13 protein-coding genes and 1 pseudogene are annotated in these 14,968 nt (G+C 65.2%); all 14 read right to left on the reverse strand.

All coding sequences use genetic code 11. The features are described 5' to 3' along the window. On the reverse strand, positions 1-485 hold a 485-nt coding region (gene pilM / locus OEX18_04900; protein MDH4336599.1), incomplete at its 3' end, for a pilus assembly protein PilM. 257 nt (positions 486-742) lie between these two features. Further along, positions 743-1,528, reverse strand: a complete 786-nt coding sequence (locus OEX18_04905; GenBank protein ID MDH4336600.1) for an A24 family peptidase — start codon at positions 1,526-1,528, stop codon at positions 743-745. Next, complete coding sequence (locus tag OEX18_04910) at positions 1,518-2,204, reverse strand: hypothetical protein (protein MDH4336601.1); 687 nt, start codon at positions 2,202-2,204, stop codon at positions 1,518-1,520. Before OEX18_04910 ends, OEX18_04905 begins: the two co-directional genes overlap by 11 nt. Before the next feature lies 1 nt (position 2,205). After that, complete coding sequence (locus OEX18_04915) at positions 2,206-2,973, reverse strand: ABC transporter permease (GenBank protein MDH4336602.1); 768 nt, start codon at positions 2,971-2,973, stop codon at positions 2,206-2,208. Between the two features lie 2 nt (positions 2,974-2,975). Further along, positions 2,976-3,953 (reverse strand): ABC transporter ATP-binding protein, encoded by a 978-nt coding sequence (locus OEX18_04920; GenBank protein ID MDH4336603.1) that lies wholly within the window; start codon positions 3,951-3,953, stop codon positions 2,976-2,978. 454 nt (positions 3,954-4,407) lie between these two features. Further along, a pseudogene (locus tag OEX18_04925) lies at positions 4,408-4,527 on the reverse strand (prepilin-type N-terminal cleavage/methylation domain-containing protein). Between the two features lie 237 nt (positions 4,528-4,764). Beyond that, positions 4,765-6,183, reverse strand: a complete 1,419-nt coding sequence (locus tag OEX18_04930) for a sigma-54 dependent transcriptional regulator (protein MDH4336604.1) — start codon at positions 6,181-6,183, stop codon at positions 4,765-4,767. Positions 6,184-6,186: 3 nt separating this feature from the next. Then, positions 6,187-7,884: an ATP-binding protein gene (locus tag OEX18_04935; protein MDH4336605.1), complete on the reverse strand. Its 1,698-nt coding sequence runs from the start codon at positions 7,882-7,884 to the stop codon at positions 6,187-6,189. Between the two features lie 21 nt (positions 7,885-7,905). Continuing rightward, positions 7,906-9,123 carry a type II secretion system F family protein gene (locus OEX18_04940; protein ID MDH4336606.1) on the reverse strand — a complete coding sequence of 406 codons (1,218 nt, stop codon included), beginning with the start codon at positions 9,121-9,123 and terminating at the stop codon, positions 7,906-7,908. 15 nt (positions 9,124-9,138) lie between these two features. Beyond that, the gene (locus OEX18_04945; GenBank protein MDH4336607.1) at positions 9,139-10,212 is read right to left on the reverse strand and encodes a type IV pilus twitching motility protein PilT; all 1,074 of its coding nucleotides are present in this window, start codon (positions 10,210-10,212) and stop codon (positions 9,139-9,141) included. A 26-nt stretch (positions 10,213-10,238) separates the two neighbouring features. After that, on the reverse strand, positions 10,239-11,921 hold the full coding sequence (gene pilB, locus OEX18_04950; GenBank protein MDH4336608.1) for a type IV-A pilus assembly ATPase PilB: 1,683 nt from the start codon (positions 11,919-11,921) through the stop codon (positions 10,239-10,241). A 263-nt stretch (positions 11,922-12,184) separates the two neighbouring features. Beyond that, on the reverse strand, positions 12,185-12,574 hold the full coding sequence (locus tag OEX18_04955) for a helix-hairpin-helix domain-containing protein (protein ID MDH4336609.1): 390 nt from the start codon (positions 12,572-12,574) through the stop codon (positions 12,185-12,187). Between the two features lie 17 nt (positions 12,575-12,591). After that, the gene (locus OEX18_04960) at positions 12,592-14,415 is read right to left on the reverse strand and encodes a hypothetical protein (GenBank protein ID MDH4336610.1); all 1,824 of its coding nucleotides are present in this window, start codon (positions 14,413-14,415) and stop codon (positions 12,592-12,594) included. Continuing rightward, the gene (locus OEX18_04965; protein MDH4336611.1) at positions 14,412-14,954 is read right to left on the reverse strand and encodes an ECF transporter S component; all 543 of its coding nucleotides are present in this window, start codon (positions 14,952-14,954) and stop codon (positions 14,412-14,414) included. Before OEX18_04965 ends, OEX18_04960 begins: the two co-directional genes overlap by 4 nt. Between the last annotated feature and the right edge of the window lie 14 nt (positions 14,955-14,968).

The raw sequence follows: 14,968 nt of genomic DNA on the forward strand, positions 1-14,968 counted from the left end.
ACAACCGGATTCAGGCCCGCGTCACGCACGATACCGGCGTGCGCGTTGACCATTTCCTTCTTGGCGGCGACCAGCAGGATCTCCATCTGGTTGGCGCCCACGTCCTCGTTGAGGACCTGGAAGTCGAGACACACGTCGTCGATGTCGAAGGGCACGTGCTGCTCCGCTTCCCAGAAGATGGCTTCCTTGGCGTCGTCGGGATTCATCTTGTCCATGACGACCTTCTTCACGATGACCGCGCGGCCCGACACCGCGGTGACGACGTTCTTCGCGGTCACGCCGGCCTTGGTCATGCACTCCTGGATACCCTGGACGACCAGGCTCTGATCCATGATCTCGCCCTCGACGATCGCCTCGGACGGAAGCTTCACGATGCCGTAACGGATGAGCATCGGTGTGTCCTTGGAGTGGTCGATCTCAACCACCTTGATCAGGCTCGAACCGATGTCCAGCCCGATGGACGTCTTGCCTTTCCGCGAGAACACTTTCATCTCTTCACCAGCCTTGGCTCACGCCGTATCGACGAATGGATTCGCCGGGTGTTCGTCTAACTACTATCCCTATGTACAAATAGACCTTGCCGCGGCGGTCAATCTCGCAACAAGCATGCCAGCCGTGTGCCGCGCCGCGGAGCATGCATTCCGATGATAACTGGCTATGTCCGCATGAGTTATTCTGCGTCGTGTACTCAATCGGCGAATTTTGCCGGGTTACGCCATGCAATCTGCATACGCGACATGCATTACCGGGGAACCGAAAGCGCTCCCATGTACAGTGTCAGCAACCGCTCGCCTGCGAAGAGCATGAGACACGCAGCAGGGGCAAGAAACGAACCGAATGCAACCGCCGTCTTGCCATCGCCACCGCTGCGCCGCATCAGCCAGATTCCGTACAGGCTGCCCGCGGCCGCGGCGATGAACAGCACCGCAAACACCATCTGCCAGCCCAGGAACGCGCCAATCATGGCCATGAGCTTCACGTCGCCGCCGCCCATGCCGTCCACCTTGCGCGCGGCCTTGTAGAGGCCGGCGATGGCCAGGATGAGCCCGGCCCCCACCAGCGAGCCCAGCAGGGACTGCAGCACGCCGATGTCGAGGCACACCCACGCCCCCAGCCAGCCCAGCACCGTGCCCCCGATGGAGAGCGGGTCGGGAATGATCTGGTGGTCCCAGTCGATGAAGGTGATCGCAATGAGAATGCACAGAAACGCAACAATCCACGCCGCCTGCAATCCGGGTCCGTACACGTGGACGGCCAGGCCGGCCGCGGTTGCGGTCAACAGTTCCACCAGTGGGTAGCGAACGGGAATGCGCCACTTGCAGCGCCGGCATTTTCCGCCCAGTAGAAGCCAGCTCAACACGGGCACGTTGTCGTACCAGGAAATGGTCTGCTGACACTTCGGGCACTGCGAGCGCCCACCCACCACCGACGTCGCGCGCGGCAGGCGGTAAATGACCACGTTGAGGAAGCTCCCCAGCAGCGCGCCGAAGGCCGCGGCCATCGCCGTATATGCGACGTCAGCCGTCATTCTCTTCCTTGCCGATGCGGCCGGTGCGCCGGATCTGCTCGATGTAGCGGCGCGCCATCTCCTTCATGTAGGGCTGCTCCGACGACGCGGCCAGCTCCTCCCACATGCGGATCGAGGTCTCGGCGTGTCCGCCCCTGGAGTACACGAACGCGGCGAAGCGCCGCGCGCGGTCCCCGCCGCCGGGCATGCGCGAGGCCAGGTGGAAGTAGCGCGCCGCGGAGTCCGCGTCACCACGGGTTATGTAATAGAGAAAGCCGATCTCGAACGGGAACTCCCACGCCTCCGGGTTGGCGCGCATGCCCTTCTTGAGGACCTCCACGCCGCGGGGAAAGTCTCCCATGTCCTGCGACATCACCACCGCGCCGAAAACGTACGGAAACTGGAAGTGCGGGTCTAGGTCGGTGACGATATCGATCAACCCGTTGAAGTAGGCCAGGCTGTGCTGGTTCTTGGCGTAGCCGCCGAAGTACTGCACGGCCTGAAACCACACCAGGTCCGCGGCCAGCTCGCGGTAGCCCAGCGAGGTCTGCTCCACCAGCTTTCCCGACGGCAGGTACAGATTGGCGTACAGGTAGGGCCGCACGCGGTGCTCCTGCACGCCGGCGGTGGCGAACACCAGCGAGGCGAGCACCACCGGGCCGATCGCGGCCGCTCCCAGCACGCGCGGCAGGCGCATGTCAGCTCACTTCCCGCGCCCGGAAGATCACCGTGGCCAGGTACAGGAGGCCCGCGGTATAGGCCAGCGCGTACAGGGTGACCGCCACCACGAAGCCCTCGGGCAGCGGCAGGTTGTGGACCGCTTCGGTGCGCGCGTTGAGCAGTTCAAGATTGGGCAGAATGTAGTAGGCGCCGGTGGCGACCAGTCGCGGCACGGTGCCGCCAAAGCGTTCCGCGAATGCCAGCAGGTCGCCGGCGGTGTGGCCCGCCACCACGCAGGCGATGGTGAAGAATGACCCCAGCAACGGCGAACTGAACGACGAGAACAGCGTCAGCAGTGCCGTGACCAGCGCGCCCTCCAGCAACGTCAGGTAGACGGCGATGGCGAGGGTGCTGGTGATCCGGGTACCGCTCAGCACCACCACCAGCATGTGCACGGCCGCCATCAATACGATGACCGCCGACACGGTGGCCACGGTGCCGGCGTACTTGCCCAGCATGAACTCCACGCGCGAAATCGGCTTGGCCAGCAGCGCGCGCAGAATGCCCCGCTCCTTCTCCATGTGGAACGAGCCCGCACCCAGCAGGACGATGAGCACCACGGCAAAAATCGAGACCGCGGCCAGCCCGATGTCGATGACGATCTTCTGCTGCGCACCCACCGCCAGCGGCGAGAGCACGTACGAGGAGCCCATCAGCAGCACCCCGAACAGGATCACCACGAGCAGGATGCGCTCCTGCAGGTAATTGCGCAGGGTAAAGCGGGCGAGCGTCAAAATGGGTGTCATGGTTACCTGCGCGTCAGTACGGGTTCAGAGTCTCGTTTCGCCGGGTCCGGCGCGGCCGGGGAGAACTCGCGCACGGCGTCGACGAAGACGTCTTCGAGCCGCGTGCGCAACGGTTTCACTTCCACCACGTGTCCCTCGGCAGCGTACACGTCGGCCACCAGGTCCTTGAGGCGCGTCTCGTCGCAGCGCACGATGGTCACGGTTTCGCCCGCGAACACCTCGCGCGCGCCGTAGTCGCGCGCCTGCAGGCGCCGGCGGTCCACACCGGAGAAGGTCACCTCGACCTGCGCGTTCTGGTCGGCGTACACCTCGCGCAGGTCGAGTACGCGGGCGATGCGCCCGCCGCTGAGAATTCCCACCCGGTCGCACACCGCTTCCACGTCGGGCACGATATGCGAGCTCATCATGATGGTCTTGCCCTGGCGTTTGAGATCGATCAGCAGTTCGCGCAGCTGCTTGCGCCCCACCGGGTCGAGGCCGCTGTAGGGCTCGTCCAGCAGCAGCAGCTCGGGGTCGTTCATGAGCGCGGTGGCGATGCCCAGGCGCTGCTTCATGCCCTTGGAGTAGTGGCGGATCTTGACGGAACGCTTCTCGCCCAGGCCCACCAGCTCGATGAGCTCGTCGGCCCGGCGGCGCACTACCGCGCGCGGCAGGCGGAACAGGCGCCCCACCAGCAGCAGCATCTCGGGGCCGGTGATCTGCGGGTACAGGCCGACCTCTTCGCCCAGGTAGCCCATGCGGGCGCGGGTGCGCTCGCTGGCGCCGTCCTGGCCGAAGATGGTGACCGAGCCCGCGTCGGGGCGGATGAGGCCCAGGATGGCCTTCATGGTGGTCGACTTCCCGGCGCCGTTGTGACCCAGGAAGCCGAACACCTCCCCCTGCTCGAGGGAGAGGTCCACGCCCTGCAGGACGGGGGTGCGCACACCCCAGAACCCCTGGCGGAACGACTTGCGTATGCCGTGCAATTCGAGAATAACCATGGCTGATTTCCGGGCGGCGGGGCCGCCCGGCAGGGGAAAATGCAGATTCCGTGCCGATTCTTACGGGACAAAAGCAAGCGGGGCGGGACCTCTCGGCCCCGCCCCGTACGAGCACTACACTCTGGCGTTCGGCTTACTGGCCGCTCGTCAGCGTGATGATGGTCGTCGCGCCGTCCTTGCCCACGGCGTCGATGATGTACCCGTCCCAGGTACCGTCACCGTCGGGATCCTGCGGCTGGTAGCCGACGAGCCCGGCGCCGGCGGCAGCGCCGTCGACCGGCGAATCCTGCAGACGCGAGAACGGGTTGGTCAGAAGGGCACCCGCCGGAAGCAGGTCCGTCATGACGTCGCCGTTCGCGAGGGCGTCGCCGCCCACGCTGCCGGCATACACGCCGTCGTTCTGCACCGAGAAGTCCTCGGCAGCCAACTGCGTGGTGTGCGCATTCGACTTGGTCGAGGCCTCTTTGGCGCGAGACTGCATGTTAATGAAGTTCGGAATCGCGATGGCCGCGAGAATACCGATGATCACAACTACGATCATCAGCTCGATGAGAGTGAAACCCTTGTTACGCATCGGACAACCTCCTATTTAGCTGTTGTGCGTATGGATGTTTATCCATCCGGACCGACTAACGGTCCTGCCGTGTGTAAAGGCAAGCCGCATGCCAAATCAACTTGCCGATATCTTCCCTGTATCCAGTTGTTCCCTCGTGTGTTGCCGTGTCGCCCGGGCTTCCTCGTCCCCAGGGCCGCGCCGGCCGCCGGGGCCGGCTTTGCGGCCGTGTCGCAAAGTGCAGTTTGCCGGGAATCGCTAATCCGCGTCGATCAGCACCTTCTCCATTTCCTTGTCGAGCCCGTAGCGCTGGATCTTGCGGTACAGCGTGGAGGCGTTTATCCCAAGGATCTGGCTGGCCTTCTTCTTCTGCCAGTTGGTGTCGTTGAGAACTTTAATGAGGTACTCCTTCTCCAGCTCGTCCAGGGTGACCTGGGCCCGCTCGGTGATCAGCGAGTGCGAGTTGGGCTCGCGCTGGCAGATCTTCTCCGGGAGCGAGCCCGGCGTGATCTGGTCGCTCTCCTCCAGGATCAGCGCCCGCTCCACCACGTTCTCCAGCTCGCGCACGTTGCCGGGCCAGTCGTACACCACCAGGATCTCCATGGCCTCGCGGGTGATGCCCTTCTGGCGCGACTCGGGCAGGTCCTCGTTGTACTTCTTGAGGAAGTGCTGGACGATGAGCGGGATGTCGTCGCGGCGCTTGCGCAGCGGCGGCAGCTGCACCGGGATGACGTTGAGCCGGTAGTAGAGGTCGGCGCGGAAGCGCTCCTGCTTGATGGCCTTCTCCAGGTCGGCGTTGGTGGCGGCCACCAGGCGCACGTCCACCTTGATGGGGTTGGTGCCGCCCACCGGGATCACCTCGCGCTCCTGCAAGACACGCAGTAACTTGACTTGAATGGTGGGCGAGGTCTCGCCGATCTCATCCAGGAAGAACGTCCCGCCCTGCGCCACCTTGAACAGGCCTTCCTTGTCCTTGATGGCGCCGGTGAAGGAGCCCTTCACGTGACCGAACAGCTCGCTCTCCAGCAGGCTCTCGGGAAGCGCGCCGCAGTTGATGCTCACGAAGGGACCATTGGCGCGCGACGATCTAAAATGAATGGCGCGCGCGATCAGTTCCTTGCCGGTTCCGCTCTCACCATAGATGAGGATGGTGGACTCCGTGTCGGCCACCTTGTCCACCAGACCGAACACCTTCTGCATCTCCTCGCTCTTGCCGATGATGGTGCGCAGATCGGCGGTGCGCTTGAGCTGCTTCTTGAGCATGACGTTCTCGGTACGCACCTTCCTCATGTCCAGCGCGTTGCGCACCACCATCTTGATCTCTTCGTTCTTGGCGTGCTTGATCAGGTAGTGAAACGCCCCCTGGTTCACCGCCTCGATGGCCGTCTTCTGCGAGGCGTACGCCGTCATGATCACCACCGGCATGGTGGGGTCGATGCGCTTGATCTCACGCAGCACCTCCATGCCGTCCATGCCCGCCATCTTGATATCCGTGAGAACGACGTCGAAACGGCTTCCGTTCACTTCTTCGATCGCCTTCTTGCCCGTACTCACCGTCGTGATGTCGTAGCCCTCCTTGCGGAGCATGATCGAAAGGAACTGGCACATGCTCTTCTCGTCGTCCACCACCAGAATGCGTTCTCCAGCCATGCTGACTTCCTTTTCTTGTCGGGCCATATCCTACTCCACGGTCGCGACGGCAACATCGTCGTCGACCCTAGCTTGCACCGGCGTCCCCACCGGCAGTGTGATCGTGAACACCGCACCCCCGCCCACACGATTCCGGAACCCAATCGTTCCTCCGTGCGCGGAAACAATTTTGTTGGCAATAGCCAGTCCCAGCCCGGTGCCACCCTCCTTGGTGGTGAAGAACGGCTCGAAGAACCGCTCCACCCCCTCCAGATCGATACCGCGCCCGCTGTCGCGAAACTCCACCTGGATGGCCTCCCCGCCCTGCGGAGTCGCCACCACTTCCAGCGTCCCGCCGCCCACCATTGCCTCGCAGGCGTTGATGGAGAGATTCATGAACACCTGGCGCAGCTGCTCGTCGTCCATGTAGACGGTGGGCAGGTTGTCCGCGCACTCCAGCCGCACCGCGATGCCGTTGCTCTTCTCGGCGTTCTTCTTGAGCAGCACCATCGTCTCCGACAGGCTCTTGTCCACGCGCGACGGGAAACGCCGTGGCGTGCGCAGGCGCGCAAACTCGAGAAAGTCGGAGATGATCCGGTCCAGCCGGTCCGACTCGCGCATGATCAGTTCCATCAGGCGCTTGTTTTCTCCGTCCAGCTCCAGCTCCTGGTAGAGCATCTCGATGGAGCCGGAGATCGAGGCCAGCGGGTTGCGCAGCTCGTGCGCAATTCCCGCCGAGAGTTCTCCAATGGCGGCCAGGCGGTCGGCCTTGCGCACCCGCTCGCGCATCTCGTGCACCTCGGTGAGGTCCTGGAACACGGCGATGATGCCCCGGCGGTTGCCGTCCGCATCGTGCAGGTGCGAGATGCTGATGCCCAGCGGCCGGTCGCGGCCACCGCGCGTGTGCGTGGCGATCTCCTGGCGGCGTTTGCCGTGCTCCGACTCCAGCGACAGTTCCAGCTCGTGCGCCAGGTCGGGGGCCCGCACCGTCAGTGCCTCGTGGATGCCCCGGTTCTCAACCCCGCTCTTTGCCAGTTCCAGAATCTGCTCTGCGGCCGCGTTCATGGTGACCACCCGGCCGTCGGTGTCCACCACCAGCACACCGCTGCTCATGTTCTCGAGAATGTAGTTGGTGTCGACCCGCAGTTGCTCGAGCGCCGATTGTGCGTGTTGCAGCGCCCGTCCCTTCAGTTTGATTCGATCCGCCAGGTAGCCGCCGACGGTTCCCACCAGAAAGAACATCGACACGTGCATGTAGGCGTCGATGAGCCCGCTGGTCACGGTGCGTGGCAGCCCCTCGCCCCCGGGCGGCCGCAGGATCCCCTGCGCCTCCAGCAACTGGAATCCGACGAAGCACAGGGACGACAGCAGCGCGGTGGTCAGCCCGCCCGGCATGGCCAGCAGGAACGCACCCGCTGCAATCGCCAGGCAGTAGACGGTGGTGAACTGCCCGTCCACGCCCCCGCCGTAGTGCATGATGCCGGCGGAGAGCGCGATGTCCGCCACCACCACCCCCCACGCAATGCGCCGTCTCGACACCCCCGCGCGGTCCAGCCCCAGGGCGGCCGCGCCCACCACCATGCTCGCCCCCAGCAGGCCGTAGAGCGGGCCCACCGCGAAGGCGTCGCTGGTCAGCTCGACGATCGTCACCCCGGCGCCCACCACCAGTGCGGCGATGATGGCGCGCAGGACGAGGAACCGGTCGAAGTCGCGTCGCTCGACGGCGGTCGCGGATTCCTGGGTCGCCACCAGTTCCTCCCGGCCCCGTGCCTAGTCGCCGCCGACCAGGGTCACGAGCTTGAACATCGGCAGGTACATGGCGATGAGCATGCCGCCCACCAGTGTGCCCATCACGACAATCATGACCGGCTCGATGATCGCTGTCAGCGAGTCCACCGCCGTATCCACCTCGTCGTCGTAGAAGTTGGCGATCTTGTCCAGCATCTCGTCGAGGGCACCGGTCTGTTCGCCCACCGAGATCATCTGCGTCACCATGGGCGGGAACACACCGCACGCCTTCAACGGCTCGGCGATGGTGTTGCCCTGGCTGATGCTCTCGCGGGTCGACATGACCGCCAGCTCCACCACCCGGTTTCCCGAGGTGCGGGCGGTGATCTCCAGGCCGGACAGAATCGGCACACCGGACGAAATCAGCGTGCCCAGCGTGCGCGTGAAGCGCGCCACCGAGCCCTTGCGGATGACCATGCCCAGCACCGGAATCTTCAGCAGCAGTTTGTCGATGACCAGACGGCCCTGCGAAGTCTTGTAGTAGCGCTGCAACCCCACCACGATGCCGATGATGGCGGCCAGCAACGCCCACCAGAAGGCGCGCAGGAAGTCGCTGATGCCGATGACGATGCGCGTCGGCAACGGCAGGTCGCCGCCGAAGTCGGTGAACATCTTGGCAAAGGTGGGAATGATGAAGATGAGCATGAACGCCGTGGCGCCCAGCGCAACCACACCCACCACGCTGGGGTAGGTAAGCGCGCTCTTCACCTTGCGCTGCAGGGCGTCGAGCTTCTCCAGGAAGGTGGCAAGGCGCACCAGAATCACGTCCAGAATACCGCCCGCTTCACCCGCCTCCACCATGTTGACGAACAGGTTCGAGAAGATCTTGGGATGACGCGCGAGGCCCTCGGCCAGGGTGGAACCACCCTCCACGTCACTCATGACCTTGGCCACCGCCTCGCGCAGCGGAACCTTCTCGGTCTGCTGGGCCAGAATATCCAGGCACTGCACCATGGGCAGACCCGCGTTGATCATCGTGGCGAACTGGCGCGTAAACACGCCGATGTCCTTCACACTCACCCGCGTGCTGCCGGGCAGGTTGATCTTCAGTGCACCGCCGCCCTTTTCGCGCACCGATGTGATGATGATCTTCCGCTTGCGCAGATAGCTGACCAGATCATCCTTGCTCTCCGTGGCGTATTCGCCGGAGAGCAACTCTCCGCTCGGGCTTCTGCCCTTCCATGTATAGGTCGTGGCCATCGTCGGGACCCCCTTTTAACGCACGCCCACGGGGCCGCCCACCATCTGGGTCAGCTCCTGCGGGTCGCTGCTGCGCCGCAGCGCCTCTTCCATGTCGATTTCTTTGCCCATAACCGCATTGAAAAGTGCCTGGTTCATCGTCTGCATGCCGTGCTTCTGTCCGGCCTGCATGAGACCGTAGATCTGGTGCACCTTGTCGTCGCGAATGACCGCGCGAATGGCCGGCGTGCACACCATGACCTCGGTCACCAGCACGCGGCCCTTTCCGCGCATACGCGGCACCAGCTGCTGGGCCAGCACCCCCTCCAGCACGAACGCCAGCTGCGCACGCACCTGGTTCTGCTGCGAGGGCGGGAACGTATCCACGATGCGGTTGATCGACTCGAAGGTCGAATTGGTATGCAGCGTGGCGAGGGTAAGGTGTCCGGTCTCCGCAATGGTGAGCGCCGCCTGCATGGTCTCCTGGTCGCGCATCTCACCGATGAGGATGACGTCCGGGTCCTGCCGCAGGACGTGCTTGAGGGCGTTGCCGAATGACTCGGTGTCCGCCTTGACCTCGCGCTGGTTGACGATGCACTTCTTGTGCTGGTGGATGTACTCCACCGGATCCTCGATGGTAACGATGTGGGCCGGGCGCTCGGTATTCACCTTGTCGATGATGCTCGCCAGCGTGGTCGATTTGCCGCTGCCGGTGGGCCCGGTGACCAGAATCAGACCCTGCTGCTTCTTGGACAGCTTCTCCATCACGGTGGGCAGCCCGAGGTCGCGGAAGGTGCGGATCTCGTAGGGGATCTGGCGGATGGCGAGCCCCACGCAGCCGCGCTGCAGGTAGGCGTTGCCGCGGAAGCGGCTCATGCCCTTGACGCCGAAGGAGAAGTCCAGCTCCTTGGCCGCCTCGAAGCGCTTCTGCTGTTCCTCGTTCAGCACGCTGTAGGCAAGCGACTGCACCTGTTCCGGCGACAGTGGTTCGCGGTCGGTCGGCCTGACGTTGCCGTCAACGCGAATCATCGGCGGCAGTCCGGCCGTCAGGTGGAGGTCGGACGCACCCGCCTCGATCATCTCTTGCAGCAAATCACGAAGGTTGATCATGTGTATATTCTCCTGCCGCCTTGTTTCTAACCCTTGGCAGTCTCGCGCAGCACTTCTTCGAGAGACGTGTGCCCCAGCTTGAACTTCTCGATGCCATCCAGTCGCAGTGTCAGCATGCCTTCATTCATCGCGTGATTCTTGATGTCCGCGTTCGACGCGCGGTCGATGATCATCTCGCGCAGCGAAGAGCTGATCTCCATGACTTCATACAGACCCACACGTCCCTTGTAGCCGGTGTCGTTGCACACCGGGCACCCCTTGGGCTCGCAGATGCGCAGCTCGTCCGGGTTCTCCAGTATGCCGAGCTCCTTGAGCACCTCGGCGTGCAGGGTGGTGGGTACCTTGCACTTCTCGCACAGGCGCCGCACCAGACGCTGGGCGATGATGAGCAGCACTGAGCTGGAGACCAGGAACGGTTCGATGCCCATGTCCACGAGTCGGTTGATGGAACTGGCCGCGTCGTTGGTGTGCAGCGTGCTCAATACCAGGTGACCGGTCAGAGCGGCCTTGACCGCAATCGAGGCCGTATCCAGGTCTCGAATCTCACCGACCATGATGATGTTGGGGTCCTGCCGGAGGAATGCGCGCAGCGCGGTGGCGAAGGTGAAACCGATGTCCTCGTGCACGTTCACCTGGTTGATGCCGGGGATGTTGTACTCCACCGGATCCTCCGCCGTCATGATGTTGGAGTGGACCTTGTTGATCTTCTGCAGCGCGCTGTACAGCGTGGTCGACTTACCGGAACCGGTGGGCCCGGTTACCAGCACCATGCCGTAGGGGCTCTCGATGGCGTTGAGGAACCGCCCCAGCGCCGAGGGCGCGAAACCCAGCTTGGCCAGGTCGATCTGCAGGTTGCTCTGGTCGAGAATACGCATCACGACCTTCTCGCCGAAAATCGTGGGCAGCGTGCTGACACGCAGGTCGATGGGCTTGCCGTGCATGCGGATCTTGATGCGGCCGTCCTGGGGGACGCGCCGCTCGGCGATGTCCAGCTCCGCCATGATCTTCAGGCGCGAGGTAATGGCGTTCTTCATCTTGAAGGGGGGCGACATCATCTCGTGCAGCATGCCGTCTATGCGGAAGCGCACCCGCAGCGACTTCTCATACGGTTCGATATGAATATCGGAAGCGCCCCGCCCCACCGCGTCGGATATGAGGCTGTTGACCAGCTTGACCACCGGCGCGTCGACGGCGGCCGCGACCGCGCCCGCCTCCGCCTCCTCCGACTCCTCCACGATCTCGAAGTCGTCCTCGATCTCGCCCATGATGGTGGCGAGCGAGTCGGCCGAGTCGTAGAGGCGGTCGATGGTGCGCTTGATGGCCGTCTCGGTGGCCACCACGGGGCGGACGTCGAAGCCGGTGATGAACTTGATGTCGTCGATGGCGAAGATGTTGTCCGGGTTCGCCATCGCCACGGTGAGGGTGCGGCCCTCGCGCTTGAGCGGCACCACCTGGAACTTGGTGGCCACGTCGGCGGGGATCAGGTCGACGGCGCTGCCGTCAATGGACGCGGAGTCCAGGTCTACGGCGGGGACGTTGTAGACCTGGCCCATGAACTCGGCGAACGCCATCTCGGAGATGGCGCCGGTCTTGACCAGGTTGTAGGAGAGGGTTCCGCCATCGGATTGCTGTGACTCGAGGGCGCGCGCGAGCTGATCCTGGCTGATGAGCGAAGATTCCAGGAGCTTCTGGGCGATGCGGTCTCTCAATGGAATAGCCTCCGACGCGTTGTACGTTCCCCGGCCCGGCTGGCAAGCGGGTGACGACCTGGCGAATAACTGCTCGGTGCGCGTGCCATTCCGCAATTCCCGTGCCACGGGGCACGGGGGACGTCCCCACGGTGGGGGCACGCTGGGAAACCGGAGCCCCTTCCACGGAACAATCGAACGGCACACGCACGGCGCGTTCCGCATTCGGGTTGCAAAATGAGAACCAATGCGAGGCAGGAAGGCGCGAACGCCGCGCCGCTGGCCTAGCGGCGCCGCGAGGCGGCTTCGAGGCGCCGGACCGTCACCGGTCCCACGCCGCTCACCCGGTCGACTTCCGTCCAGGAGGTGAACGGACCCCGGGCAGCGCGCTCGCCGACGATGCGCCCGGCAAGTACCGGTCCGATACCGGGCAGGAGTGCGAGAGATTCTGCGGGAGCGGTGGAGAGAAAGTGCAGCGGATCGTCGTGATACGCGGCGGGATACGGCAGGGACGGGCGCGCGGCGGGGCGGCGCTGGCTTTCGGCGGTGGATGGTTGCTGCGCGGATGGCTGCGCGACGCGGGCCGCCGGCACCCGCTGGTCGTCCACCCAGCGCACGATGTGGTCTCCACCCAGCAGAATCACGAGGAGCCCCGCCCCCACCACCCGTCGCATGTCACCCCGCCGTCAAATTAGTTGAAGAGCGTCCATTCGATACCGTACACGAACGTGGCGGGCGTCATCAAGTAGCCCTGGTAGGTCTGGTAGGCCTCGTCGAGTACATTGATATAGCGTAGATAGAAGTGTGCGTCGACGAGGCGCGCGTGCAGCGTGAGATTCAGTACGTCGTAGGCCGCCAGCGCACGGCCGTCGTAGTCTTCGCGCGAGCCCATGTGGGTGTATTCGGCGCCCACGTAGAGCGCGCTGGTGGCGTTGAACATCTCCCCGCCGATCAGCAGCGACGCGTTGACCTGCACGTCCGGGACACTCGCGAACGCCTGCTCACGGTCGCCCGTGGTGAACAGCACCGCGCCCTCCCCGAGCGCGCGCAGCGGTCCGGTCTGGAACTCGCTGCGGAACCGCTCCTCGGCGAACCACATCGACTGCGTTCCCTCGCCATTGGTGGCCACGCGCCACGTCGTGCCCCCCACGTCGCGCGGGAGGAATGCAATGGTGCGTTCGGCGCTCATCCACGACGCGCGCAGGTTGTTTACGAACCAGTGGCTGCGCTGCTCCCAGTCCGCGCGCACTTCCAGCGCGTGCTCGGGGTTCACCCCGTTGTCACCGGCCAGGGTGAAGCCCCCGGAGTCGTGGGCGGGCAGGTAGCGCTCGGCCAGGGTGGGAACGCGGCTGCTGCGGCCCGCCTGCGCCGATAGAATGTGGCGCGGGCCCGTGCGGCGCACGCCCGCCAGCAGACCCCACGCAACGTCGCTCGCCTCGTCCCCCACCGCGGAGCCGCTGGCGAACAGCTCGGCCGTATCCCCGATGCGACTGCGCGCCGAGAGCACCGCCCTCCCGCCCACCAGGCGGGCGGCGTACACGCCACCGACCTCCTGGGAGAACGACGTCTCCTCCGCGGTGACGCGCACGCGCACCTCGCGCGCATCGCCACCCAAGCTCGTTTCAACCGCCACGCCCGAGGTCTCGTTGACCGTCTCCGAGTCGGGCGCCGACGCGTTGAAACCGCGGCCGTACACGGTGAGGCGGGTGTCGCCCGCGGCGGCATCCAGCCACGCGAGGTGACCCGAGCGCGCTCCCTCCGCGGTCACCGAGACCAGGTCGCCGCTGGTGTTGCTCTCGTATTGCCGGAAGCCGAAGGTGAAGGTGCCGCGGTCGTCCGGCGCACCGCGCAGGACGATGGAGCTGTTGCGTGAGCGCGCCTTGCCGTAGTCGGGGGGCGCACCCAGGGCGCCGCTGGCGTCGAAGCCGTAGCCATCGTCGAGCACCTCATCGTAGGACAGATCCAGCCCCACCTTTCCCTCTTCCGACCCGAACTGTACGCGCCGCTGGCGCAGGTCGTTGGTTCCCTTGGACAGTTCGACGTAGGTGGTGGGGCGCGAAGTCGCGGGCGGCGCGGTCACCAGCGCGAGATTCCCCTCGATCCAGGTCGGCGACCATGCGGCGTTGTCCATATCCAGGCGCCCGAGACCGCTGGTAGCCACATCCACCCACGGCGCCAGCCCGTTCTGAGGGTCGTTGAACGAAATTCCGTTGATGGACAGGGCGGCGCGGCCGCGCCCGATCCCCCAGCGCGAGTATCCGGTGACGAAACCGATGGGGCCGGGGCGCACCAGCACACCGCCGGGCGCGAACTCCAGGTAGTTGTCCAGCGAGAACGCGTGTGCGCGCAGATAATCCGCGCGGGAGACGGACTCGAACGCGCCGCCGGAACGGGTCGGGGTCCAGGCGCCCAGCGAATCGGGAAAGGCAACCGGCGGCTGCTGCGCCGCCGCGGGGCACGCCCCGGACGCCGCCAGCACCACCAGCGCGCACACGCAACGCGCGCGTGCCGTCACGGCCGCGCCGCCAGTTCGCGCCGGTACGGCGCCAGCACGCGCAGCGTGCCCGGCACGAACAGAAACACCGCCGTGTTCCACGCCACCTGCACCGCGCCGAACGCGATCCCACCCCACACGTAGACCCACACACTCACCCCGCTGGAAAAGACGAAGAACGTCACCGCGTTTATCACCAGTTGATAGAAGAGCGCGAGTGCCGCACCGGTGGCGGCCGCGAGCACCGACGCCAGCCCGCGGCGGCGCATCCGCGCCAGCACCGGACCCAGCATTCCCCCCACCAGCCCGACCACCGCATAGCACACGAACTGCGCCACCCACACCGGCGGCGCCACCGCCCCCATGACGTTGAGCAGCGAGTGCGCGCCCATGCCGGCCGCCCCCACCAACGCACCCAGCGCGGGGCCGAGCAGATAACCGGCGACGAACACGAGTACCGTCACGAGTTCGACGTTGGGGACGCCCGCGAGCGCCTGCCCGGCCACGAAGACCAGGGCCGTCAGCAGGGCGGAAAGAAGTGCAGCGCGCGTACGCTTCATCGCGGGTCGGTACG

It is taken from the genome of Candidatus Krumholzibacteriia bacterium (assembly GCA_029865265.1).
GTDB lineage: Bacteria > Krumholzibacteriota > Krumholzibacteriia > WVZY01 > JAKEHA01 > JAKEHA01.